At 59.1% G+C, this 20,336-nt stretch carries 21 protein-coding genes and 1 riboswitch; of the genes, 8 read left to right on the forward strand and 13 right to left on the reverse strand.

Annotated features, from left to right (window positions below):
• Positions 1-55 precede the first annotated feature (55 nt).
• From FJ320_04595 to FJ320_04605, 3 genes are read left to right on the forward strand one after another with little or no spacing between them, the layout of a single operon-like run.
• Complete coding sequence (locus tag FJ320_04595) at positions 56-1,006, forward strand: geranylgeranyl reductase family protein (protein MBM3925254.1); 951 nt, start codon at positions 56-58, stop codon at positions 1,004-1,006.
• A gap of 33 nt (positions 1,007-1,039) precedes the next feature.
• Entirely contained in the window at positions 1,040-1,294 is a 255-nt protein-coding gene (locus tag FJ320_04600; protein MBM3925255.1) for a hypothetical protein, read from the forward strand.
• 15 nt (positions 1,295-1,309) lie between these two features.
• Positions 1,310-2,038, forward strand: coding sequence for a polyprenol monophosphomannose synthase (locus FJ320_04605; GenBank protein MBM3925256.1), 729 nt, complete (start codon positions 1,310-1,312; stop codon positions 2,036-2,038).
• Here FJ320_04605 and cobU read toward each other — a convergent pair.
• The 9 genes from cobU to FJ320_04650 all read right to left on the reverse strand — a co-directional run bounded on the left by cobU (position 2,035) and on the right by FJ320_04650 (position 10,599).
• Positions 2,035-2,592 carry a bifunctional adenosylcobinamide kinase/adenosylcobinamide-phosphate guanylyltransferase gene (gene cobU / locus FJ320_04610; protein MBM3925257.1) on the reverse strand — a complete coding sequence of 186 codons (558 nt, stop codon included), beginning with the start codon at positions 2,590-2,592 and terminating at the stop codon, positions 2,035-2,037. The two genes, FJ320_04605 and cobU, sit on opposite strands and share 4 nt — an antisense overlap.
• Complete coding sequence (locus FJ320_04615) at positions 2,589-4,094, reverse strand: cobyric acid synthase (protein MBM3925258.1); 1,506 nt, start codon at positions 4,092-4,094, stop codon at positions 2,589-2,591. The genes cobU and FJ320_04615 overlap by 4 nt, the downstream gene beginning before the upstream one ends.
• A gap of 14 nt (positions 4,095-4,108) precedes the next feature.
• On the reverse strand, positions 4,109-4,723 hold the full coding sequence (locus tag FJ320_04620) for a histidine phosphatase family protein (GenBank protein MBM3925259.1): 615 nt from the start codon (positions 4,721-4,723) through the stop codon (positions 4,109-4,111).
• A 30-nt stretch (positions 4,724-4,753) separates the two neighbouring features.
• The gene (gene cobS, locus FJ320_04625) at positions 4,754-5,509 is read right to left on the reverse strand and encodes an adenosylcobinamide-GDP ribazoletransferase (GenBank protein MBM3925260.1); all 756 of its coding nucleotides are present in this window, start codon (positions 5,507-5,509) and stop codon (positions 4,754-4,756) included.
• Positions 5,506-6,573, reverse strand: coding sequence for a nicotinate-nucleotide--dimethylbenzimidazole phosphoribosyltransferase (cobT, locus tag FJ320_04630; GenBank protein MBM3925261.1), 1,068 nt, complete (start codon positions 6,571-6,573; stop codon positions 5,506-5,508). Before cobT ends, cobS begins: the two co-directional genes overlap by 4 nt.
• A 13-nt stretch (positions 6,574-6,586) precedes the next feature.
• Positions 6,587-7,168 carry a cob(I)yrinic acid a,c-diamide adenosyltransferase gene (cobO, locus tag FJ320_04635; GenBank protein ID MBM3925262.1) on the reverse strand — a complete coding sequence of 194 codons (582 nt, stop codon included), beginning with the start codon at positions 7,166-7,168 and terminating at the stop codon, positions 6,587-6,589.
• Positions 7,169-7,181: 13 nt separating this feature from the next.
• Complete coding sequence (locus FJ320_04640) at positions 7,182-8,462, reverse strand: ATP-binding cassette domain-containing protein (GenBank protein MBM3925263.1); 1,281 nt, start codon at positions 8,460-8,462, stop codon at positions 7,182-7,184.
• A gap of 19 nt (positions 8,463-8,481) precedes the next feature.
• Positions 8,482-9,489 carry an ABC transporter substrate-binding protein gene (locus FJ320_04645; protein MBM3925264.1) on the reverse strand — a complete coding sequence of 336 codons (1,008 nt, stop codon included), beginning with the start codon at positions 9,487-9,489 and terminating at the stop codon, positions 8,482-8,484.
• A gap of 141 nt (positions 9,490-9,630) precedes the next feature.
• On the reverse strand, positions 9,631-10,599 hold the full coding sequence (locus tag FJ320_04650; protein MBM3925265.1) for an iron chelate uptake ABC transporter family permease subunit: 969 nt from the start codon (positions 10,597-10,599) through the stop codon (positions 9,631-9,633).
• Positions 10,600-10,851: 252 nt separating this feature from the next.
• Positions 10,852-11,039, reverse strand: a riboswitch (cobalamin riboswitch).
• Between the two features lie 95 nt (positions 11,040-11,134).
• Here FJ320_04650 and FJ320_04655 point away from each other — a divergent pair.
• Both FJ320_04655 and FJ320_04660 read left to right on the forward strand, forming a co-directional pair.
• Positions 11,135-12,130 (forward strand): cation transporter, encoded by a 996-nt coding sequence (locus FJ320_04655; GenBank protein ID MBM3925266.1) that lies wholly within the window; start codon positions 11,135-11,137, stop codon positions 12,128-12,130.
• A gap of 409 nt (positions 12,131-12,539) precedes the next feature.
• Positions 12,540-13,259, forward strand: a complete 720-nt coding sequence (locus FJ320_04660; protein MBM3925267.1) for a queuosine precursor transporter — start codon at positions 12,540-12,542, stop codon at positions 13,257-13,259.
• An 8-nt stretch (positions 13,260-13,267) separates the two neighbouring features.
• Here FJ320_04660 and FJ320_04665 read toward each other — a convergent pair whose 3' ends face one another.
• Positions 13,268-13,465, reverse strand: coding sequence for a hypothetical protein (locus FJ320_04665; protein MBM3925268.1), 198 nt, complete (start codon positions 13,463-13,465; stop codon positions 13,268-13,270).
• Between the two features lie 163 nt (positions 13,466-13,628).
• On the opposite strand from FJ320_04665, the gene FJ320_04670 reads away from it, so the two are divergent.
• Together FJ320_04670 and FJ320_04675 are read left to right on the forward strand one after the other, a co-directional pair.
• The gene (locus tag FJ320_04670; protein MBM3925269.1) at positions 13,629-14,099 is read left to right on the forward strand and encodes a small multi-drug export protein; all 471 of its coding nucleotides are present in this window, start codon (positions 13,629-13,631) and stop codon (positions 14,097-14,099) included.
• Between the two features lie 39 nt (positions 14,100-14,138).
• Positions 14,139-14,348, forward strand: coding sequence for a hypothetical protein (locus tag FJ320_04675; GenBank protein ID MBM3925270.1), 210 nt, complete (start codon positions 14,139-14,141; stop codon positions 14,346-14,348).
• A 38-nt stretch (positions 14,349-14,386) separates the two neighbouring features.
• Here FJ320_04675 and FJ320_04680 read toward each other — a convergent pair whose 3' ends face one another.
• From FJ320_04680 to FJ320_04690, 3 genes are all read right to left on the reverse strand, one after another.
• A complete protein-coding gene (locus tag FJ320_04680; GenBank protein MBM3925271.1) occupies positions 14,387-17,245 on the reverse strand; it encodes a UPF0182 family protein in 2,859 nt (952 codons plus the stop codon).
• A gap of 111 nt (positions 17,246-17,356) precedes the next feature.
• Complete coding sequence (locus FJ320_04685) at positions 17,357-18,163, reverse strand: polysaccharide deacetylase (GenBank protein MBM3925272.1); 807 nt, start codon at positions 18,161-18,163, stop codon at positions 17,357-17,359.
• A gap of 26 nt (positions 18,164-18,189) precedes the next feature.
• Positions 18,190-19,890, reverse strand: a complete 1,701-nt coding sequence (locus FJ320_04690) for a proline--tRNA ligase (protein ID MBM3925273.1) — start codon at positions 19,888-19,890, stop codon at positions 18,190-18,192.
• Positions 19,891-20,227: 337 nt separating this feature from the next.
• On the opposite strand from FJ320_04690, the gene FJ320_04695 reads away from it, so the two are divergent.
• Positions 20,228-20,336, forward strand: a 109-nt coding sequence (locus FJ320_04695) for a DUF1800 domain-containing protein (GenBank protein ID MBM3925274.1), incomplete at its 3' end; no start/stop codon positions are given.

Here is a 20,336-nt window from a genome sequence, read left to right on the forward strand (position 1 = left end):
GCCGCGCCTGCTTCATAGCCATGGTTTAGAGACACGAGTATAATGTGACGCTTGATTGCTTCGAGGGATTTCCCTAATCCTCAATAGCCTCGGAGGTCTCATTTTGTTGGATGTCATCGTAATCGGCGCTGGGCCGGGAGGCAATAACGCCGCAAGCCTGTTAGCCCAAAAGGGCTACGACGTGGCCGTTATCGAACGCAAAGAGCGCATCGGCGACAAGCTCTGCACCGGCATCGTCGGCGCCGAATGCGTCCGACGCTTCCCCGCTCCGCCGGAAACTGTCCTTCGAGAGGCCCGTGCCGCCGTCTTCACCTCGCCTTCTGGCGTCGACGTGGGTCTCCAAAAAGACACAACCCAGGCCTATGTCCTCGACCGTGTCTGCTACGTGGACTCTTTTGCCGTCCGCGCCGTCGCTGCCGGCGCCCGGTATCTCCAGCGCCAGGTGGTTGGCCTCGACGTCAGACATGATAGAGTGGCCGTTGTTTCCGAGGATAATGGCTCCACCCAGGTTATGGAGGCAAAAGCCGTCGTCATCGCCAACGGCTTCGGCTCCAAGTTTCCCCAGCAGTTGGGAATGGGTTCTGTGGGCGATTTCGCCACCGGCGCTCAGGCCGAGGTGCAAGTCGCCGACGATGATGCGGTCCACATCTTCTTTGGACGCGACCTGGCCCCTGACTTTTTCGCCTGGCTGGTGCCTACCCGTCCAGGCCGCGCCTTGGCGGGTCTCATATCCCGCCGCGGCGCCCGTGAGCGCCTGGCAGGCTTCCTTGCGATGCTTGGGTCCCAGCAGAAGATCTTGAATGTCATCAAGCCCTCCAGCCAGTGGGGCATACCCCTGGAGCCTCTCCCCCACACTTATCGTGACCGAGTTCTAGTAGTCGGCGACGCCGCGGGGCAGGTCAAACCCACCACCGGCGGCGGCATCTACTATGCCCTCCTGGCCGGCGAAAGCGCCGCCGGCACCCTCCACTCCGCCCTCTCTCGAAATGACTTCTCCGCCTCGTAACTGTCCAGCTACGAAAAGGCCTGGAAGTCAGTCATGTTTCGCGATATGAAGGTAGGACGCAGTGCCCGCCGCATCTTCGAGAGCCTCAAGGACTGGCAGATCGATTCGCTGATGCAGACCATCGCCACCGACGGCATCCGCCGCGATGTCCTTAACAGCAAGGATTTCTCCTTCGACTGGCACAGCAGCGCCATTGTCACCGCCCTGGGCCACCCCCTCCTCTCTGGCGCCCTGCGGGTCGTCAGCCCCCTGGCCACCCGTATGGCCGCCCGCATCATCACTAGGTAGCCAGCCAACCTTGGCTTGGACTTCGACTTGAACGGCCCCGCCAAGCACGTCTCCATCATCATCCCCACTTACAACGAGCGAGAGAACATCGCCCCTCTCATCGAAGCCCTTGGCCGGACCCTACAGGACCAGTCCCACGAAATCATTGTTGTCGACGACAGCAGCCCCGACGGCACCTTTGACGCTGTCCAGCAGGTTTCCGCTGGCAATCCCCGGGTAAAAGCCATCCAACGCCCCGGCAAGCTGGGTCTCGCTTCGGCTGTCATGGAGGGCTTCCGAGCCTCCACCGGCGCCGCCATCGTCATGATGGATGCCGACTTCTCCCACCGTCCCCAGGATCTGCCCCGACTTCTAATCGCCGCCTCTGACGCCGACATCGTCATCGGCTCTCGATACGTCCCTGGCGGCGGCATCGTCGGCTGGTCCCCGCTGCGGCACCTGGCTAGTCGAGTCGCCATCTGGTCTTCCAAACTAATTCTGGGCCTCAAGATGAGCGATACTTCCTCAGGCTTCGCAGTGTTCAAACGGTCCGTCTTGGAGAACGCCGCGCCACACTTGCGCCCCGCGGGTTTCAAGCTTCTCCTGGAAGTACTCGCGCTCTCGCCGCAGGCCAGGGTTGTGGAGGTCCCTATAACCTTTGCCAACCGCCGCGCTGGCAAGTCCAAGTTCGGCTCTGGCGAGGTTATAACCTTCTTCCGTCTCTGCCTGGACCTCCGAAAGCGTCGGCGCGCGCTGCCGCGTTAACCTCTCCTGCTCTTTGTATCCATCCCAGGCTTGACCTGCACCGGCAGCCCTGAGACCATTAAATACACCCTATCCGATGCGCCAGCCAGCATCTGGTTAGCCTTGCCCAGTAAGTCGCTGAAGCGCCTGGATATAGTGTTCGCCGGCACCACGCCCATGCCCACCTCATTCGTCACTAGCACCATAGACACGCTCATCCTGCGCCGCCACTCCAAAACATCATGCACAGGCCCCAATACAGATTCTTCGGGACCGTCCTCATCCCTCAGTAGCAGGTTGGTCACCCACAAGGTCACGCAGTCCAGTAGCACAAAGTCACACCCGCCCTTCCAACGCCGCAGCGCCCCCGCCACATCCAGCGGCTCCTCCAGCGTCGCCCATTCCCTCGGCCTCGACTCTCGATGCCGCCGGATCCGCTCCCACATATCCTTGTCCAACTCCTGCGCTGTCGCGACAAACAAAACTTTGCCCTCCGACTTTTCAGCCATCGATTGCGCGAAGGCGCTCTTGCCGGACCGCACGCCGCCTGTGACCAGTACCAGTTCCCCCTTCATATCGCTGCCCTGGCCAACCCAGTCATCTTGTAAATCAGGTCCATCTTCAGACTGCTGCGCACCCAGTCCGCCAGCTTGTCGTACTCCAAGTCCTGCTCAAAGTCAGCGCTCGGCGGCAGCGCAGCTCCCTTCCATTCCGCCATCTGCTCCAAAATCGCCCTGCGCAGCCTTGGGTTCTGAAACAGTCCGTGTACGTACGTGCCCATGACCCGGCCCGAGGCGTCAAGACAGCCGTCGAAAACAATCTCCCCTCTCGCGGAACCGCGCTTCAGTCGCATTGCCGGTTCACCCCCGGCGCGGGACGACTGCCCCATATGAATCTCATATCCCTGGAACGCTAGACCCTTCGCCTTAGCAAACAGGCCGCGTCCTTCCATTACCTCACCATCGATTCGGTAGGTATCTTTGGATGCCGTAAACCCGGTGTCCACCGGCAGCAGCCCCATTCCCTCCGCCTCCCGCTCCGGCGACTCCACCCCCAGCGGGTCCCGCAGGCTTCGCCCCAGCATCTGATACCCGCCGCATATCCCGATAACCGCCTTGCCTCGCTCCGCTAACCTCTTAATCGACGACTCCAGCCCTCGTTCCCGCATCCAGAACAGGTCTGCCATTGTTGTCTTGGTGCCGGGAATGATTACTGCGTCCGGATCCCCCAACTCTTTCACCGATGTTACGTATCGAAGCCTGACACCCTGTTCCCTAGCCAGCGGGTCGAAGTCGTCAAAGTTTGATATGTGCGGCAGCCGCACCACCGCGATGTCGAGCACAGCTGGAGGCTTATCAGTCCTTCGCTCCTGCAAATACACCCCGTCCTCCTCCGGGATGTGTATGTCCTTGAAAAAAGGCACCACACCCAGCACCGGCAGCCCCGTGCGCTCCTCCAGGAACGACACCCCGCTGTCGAACAGGCTGGCGTCGCCCCTAAACTTGTTCACTATCAGCCCCTTGACCAGCGCCCGCTCCTCCGGCTCCAGCAAGTCCAGCGTGCCGATAAGCGAGGCGAATACGCCTCCTCGGTCTATGTCCGACGCCAGTATCACCGGCGACTCCGCGTATCGCGCCACCCGCATGTTCACAATCTCCCGCGCCCGCAGGTTGACCTCGGCCGGGCTTCCAGCTCCTTCGATGACCACGACCTCGTACTGCTGCCTCAGCCTGTCTAGCGCCGAGGTCACGACTCCCCACAAGTGGGTGTGCATGTCGAAATACTCCCTCGCGCCCGCCGTCCTCATCGGCTTCCCCATTACCACCACCTGGGACCTGGCGTCGGCCTCGGGCTTCAGCAGTATCGGGTTCATCTCCACCGAAGGCTTCACACCTGCCGCCTGGGCCTGGTTGGCCTGGGCCCGCCCGATTTCCAACCCGTCCGGCGTGACATAGGAGTTCAGCGACATGTTCTGCGATTTGAAAGGCGCTGCCCAGAAACCGTCCTGACGAAATATCCGGCACAGCGCCGCCACCAGCACGCTCTTCCCCACGTGCGACGCCGTCCCCTGCACCATCAGCACCCTGGCCGTCACGTCGATTCCTTTAGATGAGAGGTGTTGTTCATCATCTCCAGCGTGACGCTTTTGTCGCCCACTTCCAGGACCGTCAGCCCGCACGAGTCCAGCTTCATTCGCCATCCATTCATCAGCGGCATATCCAGCAACACCATAATTAAAGCCCGCAGCGAGCCTCCATGTCCTACCACGAGAATGTTGCCTCTGATACGCCTTGCTTTTGCCTCTTCTGCAAACACCCTCACCCGTTTCCCCACATACCCAAAACTTTCACCGCCTGGCGGCGTAAAACTCTCGTAAGATTTCATCATCTCCGCGTAAAGCTTTGGTTCTCGCACCTCAATCTGCTCATAGCTCAGTCCCTCCCAGTACCCAAAACCCTGCTCCCTCAGCAGCGGCGACTTGATGACAGCCGCATTGGTTCCCTTCAGCGCCAGCGTCGCGGTCTCGACGCACCGAATCAGGTCGCTGGTATACGCGGCGTCGAATTTGATATTCGAGAACCTGTCCCCGAGGCGCTCCGCCTGCCGGCGGCCTCGGTCGTTTATTGTCACGTCCTGGTGGCCCTGAAGCCTGCCTTCGGCGTTCCAGGAGGTCTCGCCATGGCGTGTCAGATACCATTTAGCCATTTTTCGTCGCCTTCGCTGGCATTTTATCTCCTAGAAAAAAGGCTGCGATAACTCCGTCGAAGCCAGCCCCGCCACCATCACCAGCACCGCCGCCTCCGACGATTCGTTAATCGCCCCGTAGGTGTCGCCCGTCAGCCCGCCTAGCATCGATGCCATAACCCTCCCCAGCAGCACCGACACCCCCGTCGCCAGTGACAGCAAAATCATGCCACCGACGCCACCCAGCAGCAATGCCGCCGCCAGTATGGATATCCCAGCAATTACTAAAGGTGTCGCCTTCGGCCCTTCCTGAAATGCCCTCCCCAACCCCTCCGATCTGGCATACGGAAACGCTGTCACCGACATCACCATAGCCCATTTGCCCATCGCAGGAAAGAGAAGGAGCGTCCAGCCCCTAGATGGCCCGTCAAGAGACATCAAAACTGACCATTTAACTAGCAACAGGACGACCACTCCCATCACTGCAAAGGCCCCAACATGCGGGTCGCGCATAATCTCCAATCGCCGCTCCCGAGTGTGTCCCCCCAGCAGGCCGTCGCAGGTGTCCATGAACCCTTCGGTATGCAGCCCGCGAGTCATGATCATCAACGCCGCCACCAGCAGCGCCGCGATAACTGCGTCCGGCAGCCGGCCTTCCATCCCCTTATCTATGCCCCACAAAGCTGCGCCGATAGCCAGACCAACGACTGGGAAATAGGCCATGGACATGGAGTAATTAGAACCCATCATGGCCCTAGGCACAGGAGCAATCGTCAAAAATCCCAGGGCCGTGAAAAACGCCCTCAATCCTGCCTCTGCTCTGACCGTTCAGATACACCCGCGCTGGAAAACGTCGACATCTCCGACAGGCACTTGGCTGCGCCCTCGATTATCGGCATCGCCAGCGCCGCGCCGGTCCCCTCTCCTAATCGCATCCTCATATCCAGCAGCGGCTTGAGTCTTAGATGCGCTAGTTGTCTCCTGTGCCCCGGCTCCACAGACCGATGGGACGCGATGAGGTATTCCCGTGCCCTTGGCGCTATCCCGCAGGCAATCAGCGCCGACGCCCCGCTGATGAAACCGTCCAGCACCACCGGCCTCCCACACTTCGCCCCGCCCAGGATTACCCCCGCCAGCATCCCTATCTCAAATCCTCCCACCTTCGACAGTACATCTATGGCGTCTTCCGGGTCCGGCCCGTTCACTCGCAGCGCCCGGCTCAGCACCTCCGCCTTCCGCCGCCATACCTCCTCCGATATACCTGTCCCTCGCCCCGTCACCGCCTCCGACAGCGCGCCTGTTATCGCTGATGTCACCGCGCTGGCTGACGTGGTATTCCCAATCCCCATATCTCCCGTCGCCAGCAATGACGCCCCATCTCCCACCAATTCCTCCGCCAGACACATACCCTCCTCTAGGCACCTCAATGCTTGCGCCCTGGTCATCGCTGGTCCTTTGGCCATGTTCTTAGTGCCTGGCCCAATTCTCAGCGACCGTAGGTTTTCGCTCGGCGGCAGCTTGGCCTTCACACCGGCGTCCACCACAACCACCTCTGCCTCCACGTGTCGCGCTAGCACATTTATGGCGGCCCCGCCCTTTAGAAAGTTCAGCACCATCTGCCCAGTGACTTCCGATGGGTATGCGCTGACACCCTCTTCGGTAACGCCGTGGTCGGCAGCCGCCACCACAATCACCTTCCGACCAACCTTAGGTGTCGCTTCTCTATAAATTCCTGCCAGCTTTACCGATAGCTCCTCCAGCCGTCCCAGGCTGCCCGCTGGCTTGGTGAGGATTGCCTGTCTCCGTTGCGCCGACGACATAGCCCGCCGGTCCAGCGGCACAATCTCTTCATTTATGTCATCTATCCACATTCAGAAGCCCGCCCTAGAACTCGACGCCTGGCTGGGCCTTGATGCCCTGGTCCTTGTACGGATGCTTGACCACCTTCATCTCCGTCACCAGGTCCGCGAACTCGATGAGCTTCTCCGGCGCGTCTCGCCCAGTGATGATGACATGCATCATATGCGGCTTCTGTCGAAGGGTTTCGATTACCTCCTCCACAGGCACCCAGCCGTAGTGCAGCGGGTAAGTGAACTCGTCCATGATTAGCACATCGTGGCCGCCCTTCAGGATCAAGTCCTTGCACCGCTCCCACTGCTTAATCGCCAGGGCCTTGGTCTGCTCCATATCCTTGGAGCGCCATGTAAACCCGTCGCCCATCGCCTCCAGGTCGATGCCCAGCTTCTTGGCGGCGCGGTGCTCACCGAAATGCGCGCCGGTGTGCTTTAAGAACTGCCTCATGCACACCTTCATATCGCGACCCCATGCCCTGAAAAGCACCCCGAGGGCCGCGGTAGTCTTCCCCTTGCCGTCGCCGGTGTTGACGATGACCAACCCCTTCTTCACCCCCGGCCCCTTTACTGATTGCGGCTCCTCCGCCTTGCACACGCCCTTGTTTGGTTCCATCTTGTTGCCTCCCTCAGCTTCTCGACTGCGACAGCGCCAGCCGCACGCCCTCCACCACCTTCTCCGCCCTGCTCACCAGTCCTCGACGGCGCAGATCTGCGTACAGCGACGCCGCCTTCCCGCCGGTGAAGTCCCTGCTTTCGAAGCACAATTCCTCCACCAGCACCAGCCGTCCCGCCGCCCCCGCCGCCTCCAAATTCAAGAAGTTGTTCTCGCCGATGCATATGTCCGCTACTACCACACACTGAGCTTGCCGAATCAACTCCAGGTGTTCCTGGTGCAGAGCCGGGCTTATAGACGCGAACGAAGGCTGCTTCACGCATGGTATCGACAGCATCTGCGCGGCGTGGAAATCGGTGTCGCCCTCGCCCAGCACTCCCGCCGTCACATCGAAGCCCGCGTCTTTGAGCAGGTACATCACACGGCTTCCCTTGCCTCCACCCGCAATCACATGGACCCTCTGAGGCGTACCCGTCTTCCCGCCCTTATCTGACGCCTGAGAAAGCACTCGAACCGCCAGCGTGTCCGTCACGGGGTCTGTATATACCAGCGCCTTCACCGCAAAAGCCCTCTCGATGTTCTCCGGTGTCAGCACATCCCACGGCGTCCCCTCCGCCAGCACCCTGCCCTTGCTCATAAGTATCAGCCGATGGCAGTATCGCGCCGCCAGCGTCAGGTCGTGCATGGCCGCCACCGCCGCCAGCCCCCTGTCCGTCAGCCCCCGCACCAGCTCCATAACTTGAATCTGGTACTGGATATCAAGGTTGGCCGTCGGCTCATCCAGCAGCAGCACCCTCGGCCCCTGCGCCAGCGCCCGCGCCACCATCACCCGCTGCCGCTCGCCCCCCGAAAGCGTAGTCACCTGGCGGTCGGCAAAACCCTCCACCTCCGTCTTTGCCATGGCCTCCATCGCTATGCGACGGTCCGCCTCCCCTTCCACCTGGAACCTGCTCATGTGCGGGTAACGGCCCATGACCACCACCTCCAGGGCCGTGAAGCCGAAGGTGTATGGCGCGGCCTGGGGCACCATAGCCAGCGCCTGCGCAATCTCCTTCGGCGACATGCCGTCCATGTCGCGCCCCTCCAACGCCACGGCGCCCCCTTGGCGGCGCATCAGCCCGGACATCGCCTTTATAAGCGTTGTCTTGCCCGCCCCGTTAGGCCCGATAAGCCCCACCAGCTCACCCCGCCCCACTCCCATGCTGACCGAGTCCAGCAGGCGCGCCGCCTCCACCTCCACCGTCACCCCCACGGCGTCTAAGGGTTTGCCTGAATCCGACGCTGGATTCTTCATCTGTGTCCGTGCCTTCTCATTACGGGGAACTGAACCCTCCGAACTGTTTATTGGCGAAGTCCTGCGGCCACAATATCTTTGCCAGGTCCTCCGCGCCACGCAGGTTCCAGTGGGAAAGAGTGGTATACAGCTTAGGGTCTACCACGTAAATCTTGTTGTTCTTTATCGCCGGCACCTGGGCCAGCGCCGCGTTCTTCATAAGCTGGTCTTTGAATGGGTCGCCGCTGTCGTTGGGCTGAGTGATAATTATGACTTCCGGGCTCATGGATATGATACTTTCGGCGCTGATGACCGGGTTGAACTCCAGCTTAGCCTCCGCCGCCGCGTTGATGCCCCCGGCAGCCTCAATGATCCCGCCCTCGGTGGACTTCAGCCCCGCCGTGTATATCTGGTCACCGTACGACGCCACCGCCAACACCTTGGGCTTGCTGGGCTTGTTCCCCACCACCGACTGCAGCGCCTTATGCCTGTCATCTATCTCCTTGGCAAAGGCGATAGCCCGTTCCTCTTCGCCGTAGATGTACCCCATCAGCAAAATCGTGTTCCTGCGGCCCGCCGGATCGCCGCTCAGGTCCGTCACCAGCACCTGAAGGCCCGCTCTCTCCAGGGCGGCCACCTTTTCTTTATTGAAGAAGGCGCTGGTGACCATGATGTCCGGCTTGACCGAAAGTATAGTCTCAGGCTCGGTGCTGATCGACGGCGCTGCTTTCGCAATCTCGGCGACGTTGGAATACGTCGTATCCTTGGAGACCCCGCCGACGCCCACCACACGAGTTGCCGGCACCAGCGCGTAGGTTATCTCGTCGTGCCCAATCGACACCGTTACGATGCGGGCAGGTTTGGCCCTTATCTCAAATATGCCGTTCAGCACTTCCACCTGCCGGGGCCAGCCCCTGTTGTTTGGGTTCACGATCCCCGGTACGCCTGCAAAGGGGCTCGGCTGCGGCGTAGGCGTGGCTGTAGGTGCCGCCGTAGCCGTCGCAGTCGCTGTGGCTGTCGGAGCCGTCGTTGCTGTCGCGGTGGCCACTGGCGAAGCAGCGGGCTGCTGTGTCGCCGTCGATGTAGCGTCATCCCCGCACGCCGACAATAGAGCGGCCATTGCTATCAGTGTTCCCAGTATTAAAGCGATTCCCCTTCTTCCTATCATGTTTCCTCCGTTAGTTGAGCCTTAAAAAACTCCTGACTTACGCTTGTTTTTAATCAGCAGGAAAATGAAAAACGGCGCACCCACAAAGGCCGTCACAATGCCTACCTGGAACTCCGCCGGCTGTATCACTGTCCTCGCGATGGTATCCGCCGCCACCAGGAAAAAGGCCCCGCCCAGTGCGCTGACCGGAATGAGGACTCGATGGTCCGGGCCAAAGATAATCCGCAGCATATGCGGCGCCACCAGCCCCACGAAGGCCACCACCCCGCTTACCGCCACCGCCACGCCCGTAATCATGGATGCCACGCCGATGAGCATCGGCCTCAAAAGGCCCACCCTAACACCCATGGACCGAGCGTCGTCGTCCCCCAACATCAATAAGTTCAAGTCCCGCGAAAAGACCAGGATTACCGCCGCGCCGCCTAGTATCAGCGGCGCCGATATCCCCACATGTTCCCAAGAGCGCGAGTCCAGGCTCCCCGCCAGCCAGAAAAGTATCCCACGCAGCGAGTCCTCATCCGCCTCCACCACGATAATCGTTGAAATCACCGCCCCTAAAAACGAGCTGACCGCTACGCCCGCAAGTATTATCGTCGCCATAGAGAACCGGCCTCCAACGCCGCCGATGCTGTACACAACAAAAGCCGCCGCCAGGGACCCCAGGAAAGCAAACGTCGGCAGCGCCATGTAGAAGAGGCCGCTCAGCCCTAACGCTATCGCCAGCACCGCGCCGGTGGCCCCGCCCATGGATACCCCGATGATCCCCGGGTCCGCCAGCGGGTTCCGAAAAAGGCCCTGCATCGTCGCTCCCGCCGCGCCCAGAGCCATCCCCACCAGTATCCCTACCACAATCCTCGGCAGCCGCAGTTGTTCCAGCACCAGCGCCTCGGTCTCGGTGTGCTGCCACGCGTCGATCCCCACATTGTCCAGCATCGCGCTGGCGACGTTGGCGACGGGTATGTTCACTGGCCCCATACTCATCGACGCCATGCTTGTCCCCAGCAGCGCCAGCGACAGCAGCGCGACGCCAACGGTCAGCCGCCGCACGACGCTGGAGTGTCGTGACACCTTCATCAAGCCCGACGCTTTTCTCTGTCCAACCGTTGCTTCCACTCGTCCCTGCCTTGCCTAATTTCCGGACAACAAAAAACCCCTAGCCGACTCTGGCCAGGGGTTAATCACGTACGCTTTGGCAATAGCAGGTGAAAGCCTGCCGCAGGAGCAATCTGTAAGGCGCAGAGTTTGGCTCCAATTTTCCTGAGCAGGTCTCCTGGCTCGCGGATCTTTGCTTGACCGACACCTTCCCGCCCCGGATTATCGGGACAGTGGTCTTATGTCGGCGGCTCCCCGCTTACAGTGGCGCTACCGCGACGGCTTTTCACCGTCTTCCCTTTTCAGCCTTTTCAGGCGCTCAAGGACAGTAATCTTTTAAAGAGCAACCCTATCCTAAAGGCTATCCCGACTTTCTGTCAATCAACTCTGTTGTATTATGGAATTAAGACTGGTGTAAGGAGTGGTAGTTGATATGGCCCACCAGCACACGCACCAGGACGCCTTTTTAGCCGACACGGTCCAGGGCTTGCGCGCCTCCCGGCTCACCTTCTTCGCCCTCTTGGCCGCCGCCGTTGGCGAAGCCGTGGTAGTCTATTTCACTGACAGCGCCGGTCTCCTGGCCGACACCCTCCATGGCGGCAGCAACGCCGCCACCACCGTACCCCTATGGATCGCCTTTGCCCTCGGAAAGCGTCGGGCCAACCAGCGGTATCCCTACGGCTACTCGCGAATGGAGGACCTGGCCGGCCTGATAATCCTGGGTTTCATTGCCATCAGCGCCGTTGTCGTCGGCTATCAGTCCGTCGATAAGCTTATAAACCGAGAGGAGCCTCACAATCTGGCCCTGGGCATGGCCGCCGGCGCAGCCACCTTTATAGTGGCTGAACTCGTGGCCCAGTACCGTGTCCGGGTCGGCAAGCAGATCGGCAGCGCCGCCCTCGTCGCCGACGGCCACCACGCCCGCGCTGACGGCCTGGGCTCCCTGGCCGTAGTTTTTGGCCTCATTGCCGCCGCCATTGGCTTCCCCATCGGCGACGCCCTCGTCGGCCTGGGTATAACCCTGCTCATCGTCTATATCCTCATTCGCGAGGCCGGCCCCGCCGTCATCTCCCGCGCCGTTGACCGCATGGATCCCAGCCTCCTCCAGCAGGTCAACGAAGCCGCCCTGGCCATCCCCGGCGTCCGCCGCGTTTACGACGTGCGCGCCCGGTGGCTCGGCCACTCCCTCATCGCTGAGCTGAGCGTCGGCGTAAATCCAAACATCTCAGTGTCAGAAGGCCATCGCTTATCGCAGGAAGTCGAACACAAGCTGCTCCACGACATCTCCAAACTGCAGCGGTGTCTCGTCCACATCGAACCTTTCCCCGATGACGGCGCCCTCGTCCACGACATCACCGGCCATCACTTCGTCTCTAAGACGGACGAAACCCACGACCATGATCGCGAACATGCTCACAAAAAGGAATGAATTGTCATTCCTGTGAAAATAGACGCCGCACTAGCCCGTTTCCCTAGGTTTCTTTCTTTTTGAACGCACGATGCTAGTTAAGGTTAGAGGCGTATGAAGTGGTTGACAGCCACCAGGAAAATTCCTTCCCCCTTGATGGGGGAAGGCGCAGGTCGAAGACTCACCGTGGAGAGATGATGGTGAAACACTAGCTCAACGCTTCGTCCGCCAGGCCGCACAACACCTCCCACTGGCTTGTCCTTTCCCCCTCATATTTAGTACTAGTACCAAAAAACTAGCATCACTCATCTTGAGAGGAAGAATTGGATAGAAGGATGGACAAAAGTTGTAGATTGACGCCGCCAGTCTATGAGGACTTAGCGCAAGTTTCTGTTGAATCCGTCCCCCTAGACTGTTAGCATGGGACGCCATGTCAGACCCTAAAGCCCAGCACTCCCATCCCATAACGCCCCTCTTCGTCCTCGTCGCCGCCCTCTTTGTCACCACCCTCATCACCGCCAACATCATCGCCGTCAAGCTCATTGTCATCGCCGATGAGGTCCTCCCCGCCGCCATTGTCATCTTCCCAGTCAGCTATATCCTCGGCGACGTTCTTACCGAGGTGTTTGGCTTCCGACGCGCCCGGGCCGTCATATGGCTCGGCTTTCTGTGCAACCTCCTGGCCGTCGGCGGCATGTGGGTCGGCGGCCTGCTCCCCGCCGCCGGCTTCTGGCAGGAAAACGAGGCCGCCTACGACACCATCCTCGGCTACACACCCCGACTCCTGGCCGCCTCTTTCACCGCTTACCTGATAGGCGAGTTCGCCAACTCCATAATATTGTCCCGCATGAAGGTGGCGACAAAGGGACGCTGGCTCTGGATGCGCACCATCGGCTCCACCATCGTCGGCCAGGGCCTGGACTCCGCTATCTTTATCACCATCGCCTTCGCCGGCGAGGTCCCTGACCTGTGGCGCCTGGTCTGGATCCAGTGGCTCGCCAAAGTCATATATGAAGTCGCCGCCACGCCCCTCACCTATCTGGTGGTCACCTACCTCAAACGATGGGAACGCGTAGACGTTTACGACCGTGGCGTCTCCCTCAATCCTCTCCCCGCCTTCGACCAAAAGCTGGGCCGCCAGGTTTCTTAGCCTGATTCCTAAAGCCTCCGCCGGTCCAGCCATTCTATGACCTCCTGCGCCAGCGGACGAAGAAGCCATAACCCCGCAATAATTAGCCCTACGCCTGCCCCAACCAAAAGCGACATCTCCTGCTGGGAGCCCACTACCGTTAGGGTCGTCCCGCCTGCCAGCAGGATGATAGATATAAAAGTAATGTGCCCTAGCTTCCCAGTCATGCCGCGACTTTATTCCAAACTAAGAGCCATAATAGCAACGCCGTCAACTTAACCGTACTTTCGGAGGTCGTCAATACAAATAGCGTTTTCGTCATGCTGGGATGATAAACTATGCCAAACTTTTGCCCCGCCTAGGGTTTTGCGACTATAACAAAGAATCGAAATGAGCATTACTGACATACTGATTACTATGGGCACTGCCGCCGCCCCTGTGGGCGAGCTGCGCGCCGCCATACCCCTGGCTATGGTGGAGTTCGGCGCCCATTGGTACGAGGCGTTCCTATGGGGAACCTTGGGAAACTTCATCCCGGCCCTGGTCCTTCCCTTTGTTTTATACCGGCTCGGGCATCTCTTGCTCAAGTCGCCCCAGCCCTTCAGAGGCGTCATCCTGTGGCGCATTGGGCGTCTTAAGAAAGGCGGCGGCGCATGGGCCCATAAACACGGAGGTTGGACTCTCATACTATTGGGGGCCGCCCCTTTGCCTTTCGCCGGCATATGGACCAGCTGCCTAGCCGCCTGGGCCATGGACCTCCACCCCAAACGCTCTATACCTTATTTGCTTTTGGGATCCTTATCTGAAGCGATTATCGTGCTGGTGCTGGTTCAACTAGGCGTATCGTTGCTTAAAATTTAGTCGGATACTTAGAAAATATCGGGAGGTCCTTAGCCCTTCATGTACAGCGATGATTTTGTCCGCCGTCACCGACTATCCGGCCTCGCAAATGGCGTGCTTATCGGCATGGGTCTGACCTTTGTTCTCTATGTTGAGGAAGTAGGGCTAATAGGCTTGGTTGGCCTATTCGCTGGCGTCGGACTGGAGATCTGGCAGCGGCGGCGAATACCTAAATCTAAAGACAACGATCCTTCCAATAAACAAGGGTAACTCTTGCCCGTCAATTCAAAGGTGTGGCTCCCGCTGCGCTACTGTCCTTCCGTCAGCTGCTGCAGAAGCCGCTCCAGCTCCTCCACCTTCATCCCCAGGTCTCGCAGCGCGTTTACCAGCGCCTCCAACTCTTGCGGCGACAACGTGACTCCACGCGACGGGGTTGGCCTGGGCGTACGGGTCCCTCCTGGTGTTGGAGTGCCTCCGGGAGTAGGAGTCCCGGCCAGCCCCCCTCCGTCCTCAGCCACCGCCGGCGCCACCGCCTGGATCTCCCCCTTCAGCGCCCTCACCGAGTCCTCCAGCGTCGGGTGCATTACCACCCGCTGTCCGTCCGCCAGGATTATTCGACGCAGCTCAGGGAAGGCCAGATTCTTGGGTTTTAAGAATATAGGCTCCGCGTACAAAATCGCGTCGCCCACAGGTATCACCAGCATGTCTCCGCGCTGCACCTCCGCGCCTACCTGTCCCCACAGCGTAAACTGTTGGGATATAGCCGCGTCGTTATCTATCCGCGCCTCCACCTGGTTCGGCCCCAGGATGCTCCGCGCCTCTGGAAAGCGATAGAGAACCATCTGGCCGTAGCTGTCGCCGTCGTTGCGCACCGCCAGCCATGCCTTCAGCGGGTCGCGGCCCTCCGGTGTGAACGGCTGGATCAGCAAGAACTCCGCGTTGGGTTCATCAGGAAGGCGAGCGTAGATATAGTACGCTTCCAGGTTTCCTTGCCGGCCAAAGGAGTTTTGGCTCGGTATAGACCACCTATCGCTGCCTAGATAAAAAGTGTTTGAGTCTTCCACGTGGTACCGTAAGAACATCCTGGACTGCACCAGGAACAAGTCTCTAGGATAGCGGACATGCTCTTGCAGATAAGCCGGCATCTCCTCCTTGGCTTTGAACACGCCAGGAAAAGTCTTCATGTAGCTCTGGATCATCGGATCGCTGGGGTCGAACACGTACAGGTCCACCGTGCCGTTATAAGCGTCCACCACCGCCTTGACGCTGTTCCGAATATAGTTGAAGTTCCTGACCTGCCACGGCTCCGAATAAGGGAAATGATTGCTTGTTGTATAAGCATCCTGGATAAAGAAAATCCGCCCGTCGGCCACCACCTGGTACGGGTCTCCGTCCAGCTGCAAGAAGGGCGCGATGGTCTTTACCCGCTCCGGCACCACGCGGCGGTACTGAATTCGAGTCTTGGAATCGTTAACCTCGCCTGAAATCAGAATGTTGACATCTGCGAACTGCCACGCATAGGCCAGCCGCTTGATAATCGAGTTTATTCGCACGCCGCCCGCGCCGTCGTATTCGGTGAAGACCTGATCGCCGCCCTCCACTTTATAGTCCAGCTCTTGCAAATTAGTGCCTACCAGGACATAAGGCTCGCTCTTCAGCCCAAAATATATTGAGGGCTCGGTCAAAGCTAATTCCTCAAAGCCCGGGGCCGGTTCAGGCGGTATGTTATGCAGAAGCATCTTAGGCTGGCCGTTGGGGCCTACGTCGTTCACCGCACTGACCGCCGCCCCGTGGCCGTGAGTATATATCAGGTGACGATTGGTCCACGTCTGGTCTTCGATCTCCAGCTTGTCGACCGCCAGCTCTCGCGTCGATAGCATGACCTGGACCGTCTGGTCGTTGAGCTTATACCTGTCTACCCCCACTCTGACGAACTCGTAGAAAAACTGAACGAACTCCCGCTGGTTGTAAATCTGTCCCAAGGGCACTTCATCCCACAGCCGCAGGTTGTTAATAGTCTCTCGGTTGGCCTCTATGATATCCGTGTTAACTGCCTCCAGCCCCCTGTGCTCCCGCACCTGCTCAGGCTGCAAATCTATGTTATAAGCCTGCCTCGTCAACTCGATATTGTTTGCTAGATAATCCCTCTCCTTTGTCAACTCATTAGGATCAACCTGAAACGTCTGAATTAAATATGGGAACAGCCCTCCCACCAGAATCGCCATTCCCAGCCACAATCCAATAGCTCCCACTATTAAACGGTATCCCGTCATAAACGCCCCGGCCACCACAAGGACCCCGCTCAGCAGCGCCACAAAGGTCAAAATGGTGCGTACCGGCAGCCTGGCATTATCGTCAGTGTATCCGACACCAAAAACCGCGCCGTGATGCCCGTACAACAGCTCGTAGCGGCCCAGCCAGTGGCCCGCCGCTATGGCGACAAAGACCAGGGCCACCAGAATCGCGCCGTGAAGCTTCACGTCCCTGGCTATCACCAAGTTCATCTCCCGCAGCCCGAACACCACCAGATAGAAGATGCCTGTCAGGACCATCGAAGTTACCAATGCTCCCAGGACCCATCCCCTGATGAAGCCCAGCATAGGCAGTTTAAAGACGTAGAACCCCGCCCCCATATTCAAGATAGGTTCTGTAATCCTTATGCTCTCGCCCGTGGCCGGGTCTACCCGCGTAAAAGCCGTGGGATTCATAAACAGCAGCACCGTCTCCCACCGGCCGGACGCCACCAGCCCAAAGACCAGGGCGCCTACCAACACTACCGCCACCGCAGCCCAAACCAACGCCTTTCGGACCACCTGGTAGGCCTGTGGCGTCAACGTCGGCGGTACCTCGCCTCGAGTCAGCCTGAAACCTGCGTAAAGGCTGGGCGCCGCGATAATCGAGAAAAGCCCGGCGCCTGCGAAAAAGAGCCACACCTTTGTCCATAACGTCTTTTTGTAGATGTCCAGGTAGCCGACATCCTCAAACCACAGCCAGTCCGTGTATACCCGCCTCACCCATGACAGCAGCACTATGAGAAGTATCAGACCTATGGCCGCTAAGACCCATTTGATCGACGTTACCGCCCAGGGCGGCAGCTTCATGTCGTCTACGTCCAACGGACGCTGGCGGCCTCCGCGGCTCCCGTTCTGTCCGTACGGGTCCGGCACGCTTAACTAGTTCTCATTATATGTTTATCAACTGAATAGCTTATGCTTTCGTCCCTGCGGCCAGACGCAATGCGAGCATTGTAGCATGGGACTTTCAAGGCGTCCAAGAAATTAGCCGCGCCAAATGGCGGCAACATCCACACACCGCATAAAAGACACGCCCGGGAAGCCCTTGATGTAATTAATCAAACGCTCCAACATTAGCAGTCTTCCAGGCCTCCCAATGATGTATGGGTGCATGGTCAAGTGAAAGGAGCGACCGTACTTATACAGTCCGTCAAACTCCGCCTTCCAGCTTAAAAACACCTCGTCGGGACTTTTCATCGGCCCCGTGCGGTTCAGCGCGGGCGCATAAGAAAAATGCGGGGCGTCATCCAGAAGCCAGTGGATAGGCAGCTCCACCAGCGGCCCCTTAGACGTCTCCACCTTATATGGCGCGTCGTCTCCCATCAGGCTGCTGTCGTAATGAAATCCCAGCGACGCCAGGTACTCCAACGACTTCTCGCTGAGTTCCCACGCCGGCGAGCGATATCCGACGGGCGCTTTCCCCGTCAGTCTCTTCAAGATAGCGGAACCCTTCTTCAGCACTTCCAACTCTTCCGACGGCTTCAGCGTCGCGGGCGGCTCGTGCATGTAGCCGTGATGCCCCACCTCGTGACCCCGCTTAGCCACCTCTTTCACCATCGACTCATGGGTCTCGGCCACATAGCCTGGAATAAAAAAAGTGGCCTTGATACTGTGCGCGTCCAACAGGTCCAGGATTCGAGGCGCCGCCACGCTAGGGCCGTACTCTCCCATGGACAACAAACTTGGCATTCGGACCGCGTCCGGGTTGCGATTAATGAAGCCGGAAACGCCGTCCACGTCAAAGGTCAGCAAGGCGACGCACTGCAAATTTCCAGGCCAGATGCCGGACACAAGGCCCTCCTTACCGCAAACAAGAGCTAGGTGGACAGCGCCTCTCGCAGCGCGGGTGCAACCTCCCCTATTGGCACTTGCTTCGCCTCCATATCCAGCCGCCGTTTTAACTCAATCGACTCCTTCTTCAGGCTGCGATTGCTTATCACCAGACGCACAGGCATCCCCAGCAGGTCCGCGTCGTTGAACTTTACCCCCGCCGTTTCCTCCGGCCGGTCGTCAAACAAAACCTCGAACCCCTCCGCCCAAAGTGATTTATAAAGCTCGTCAGCCTTCTTCGCGGTACCAGGGTCGTTTAGATTGAGCCCCACCAGATGCGCCTGGTACGGCGCAATGGGCGCGGGCAGGGCCATGCCCTTATCGTCGTGGTTCTGCTCTATGGCCGCCGCCAGCAGACGCCCAACGCCTATACCGTAGCAGCCCATCATTACCGGGCGCTGCTTTCCTTCTCTATCGAGGAAATGCACGCCCAGTTTTTCGCTGTATACGGTGCCCAGCTTGAATATGTGGCCTACCTCTATGCCGCGCACTGACGCCAGACTTCCGTCGCATCGAGGACATTGCTGCCCCGGCTGCGCTTGCGCGATGTCGAGTATCTGGTCCACGGTGAAATCGCGAGGGTAGTTGGCGTTGACAAAGTGAGCGTCTGCCTTGTTGGCCCCCACCGCAAAGTTGCTGCCCATCTCTATCGAGTCGTCGGCGATGCGCCTGATGCCCTTGAGTCCGATAGGCGAAGCCGAGCCGGCCACCAGCCCCGCCTTCCTAACCTCCCCCTCCGACGCCAGCCTCAGTTCACGGCACTTCAAGAAGTTCTTCAGCTTGACCTCGTTAACCTCCATGTCGCCGCGAATCGTTACGATCACCACCTGGCCGTCGACGCTGTAAAAGACCGCCTTTAATGTCTTGGACGCCGGTATCTCCAGGAACTGTGACAGTTCTTCTATTGTCCTAACGTCGGGCGTGGCAATCTCTTTCAGCGCCTTTATAGGCTCCCTGGGGAGGACAGGCTTCACGCTACTGGCCTTCTCCAGGTTGGCGGTGTAGCCGCACTTTGCGCAGGTCATCACCGTGTCCTCGCCGGAAGCCGTAGGCAGCATAAACTCGTGGGAGTCCTTGCCGCCAATGGCCCCGCTGTCCGCCTCCACCATTAGGGCTGGCAGACCGCACCGGCTGTATATATTCCTGTAGGCGCGGGCCATGGCCTGATAGCTCTGCTCCAGGCTCTCGTCGTCGGCGTTCAGGCTGTAGGCGTCCTTCATATCGAATTCCCTGACCCTGATAAGCCCGCCCCTGGGGCGGGGCTCGTCCCTAAACTTCGTCTGTATCTGATAAAGGATTGCGGGCAGGTCGCGATAGCTCTGCACGAAAGTGCGGGCGATTTGGCTCAGCACCTCCTCGTGCGTCGGCGCCATCACCATCGTCCTCCCTCGACGGTCCTTTAAGGTAAACAGGTTCTCGCCAAACGCCTCCCGCCTTCCGGACTCTTCCCACATCTCCACGGGTTGAAGGGCCGGCATCCTGACCTCTTGCCCTCCCGCCGCGTCCATCTCTTCCCTGATGATTGTCTCTATCTTCTTGAGCGAGCGCCACGCCAGCGGCAGGTATGTGTACGCCCCCGCCGCCACCTGGCTTATCATCCCCGCCTTTAGCAGATAGCGATGGCTGGGCGTCTCAGCTTCGGAAGGCTCTGTCCGCATAGTCTTGGTGATTAGATTGGTGAATCGCATCCTTATCTACTTTTCTTCGTGTACTCTCTAAGTCCGGCCCATTATACCTTAAATAGCTTTGCCGCAAGGATTAACGACGAATTCCAACCGTGTTTACTGAAGCGTTATGTAAATAATAGACAATTCGCTTAATTTTTAGGTTTTTCGGGTCAAATAAACGTATTTTTTGCTTATGGACAGGTATTTTTAGCGATACAAATCGCTAAACAATGACGGATTCTTTCCTTGACATGAGTGATATAGTTGTGGTAGAGCCGCCACGTAAGCGCCTTTGTGCGCAGCCTTGTATCTGGCGGCCCCTTTGGACTGTTAATAAATCTAAAATCGAGGAGGGTACATGCCGACGAAGAAAGAGATAGCGTTGATGGCGCACCTGATGCGCCGGGCGGGGTTTGGGGCCTCTTATGAGGAGCTTGAGGCCCGGGCCAAGAAGGGCTACGAGCAGA

Source organism: SAR202 cluster bacterium (assembly GCA_016872285.1).
GTDB lineage: Bacteria > Chloroflexota > Dehalococcoidia > Lucifugimonadales.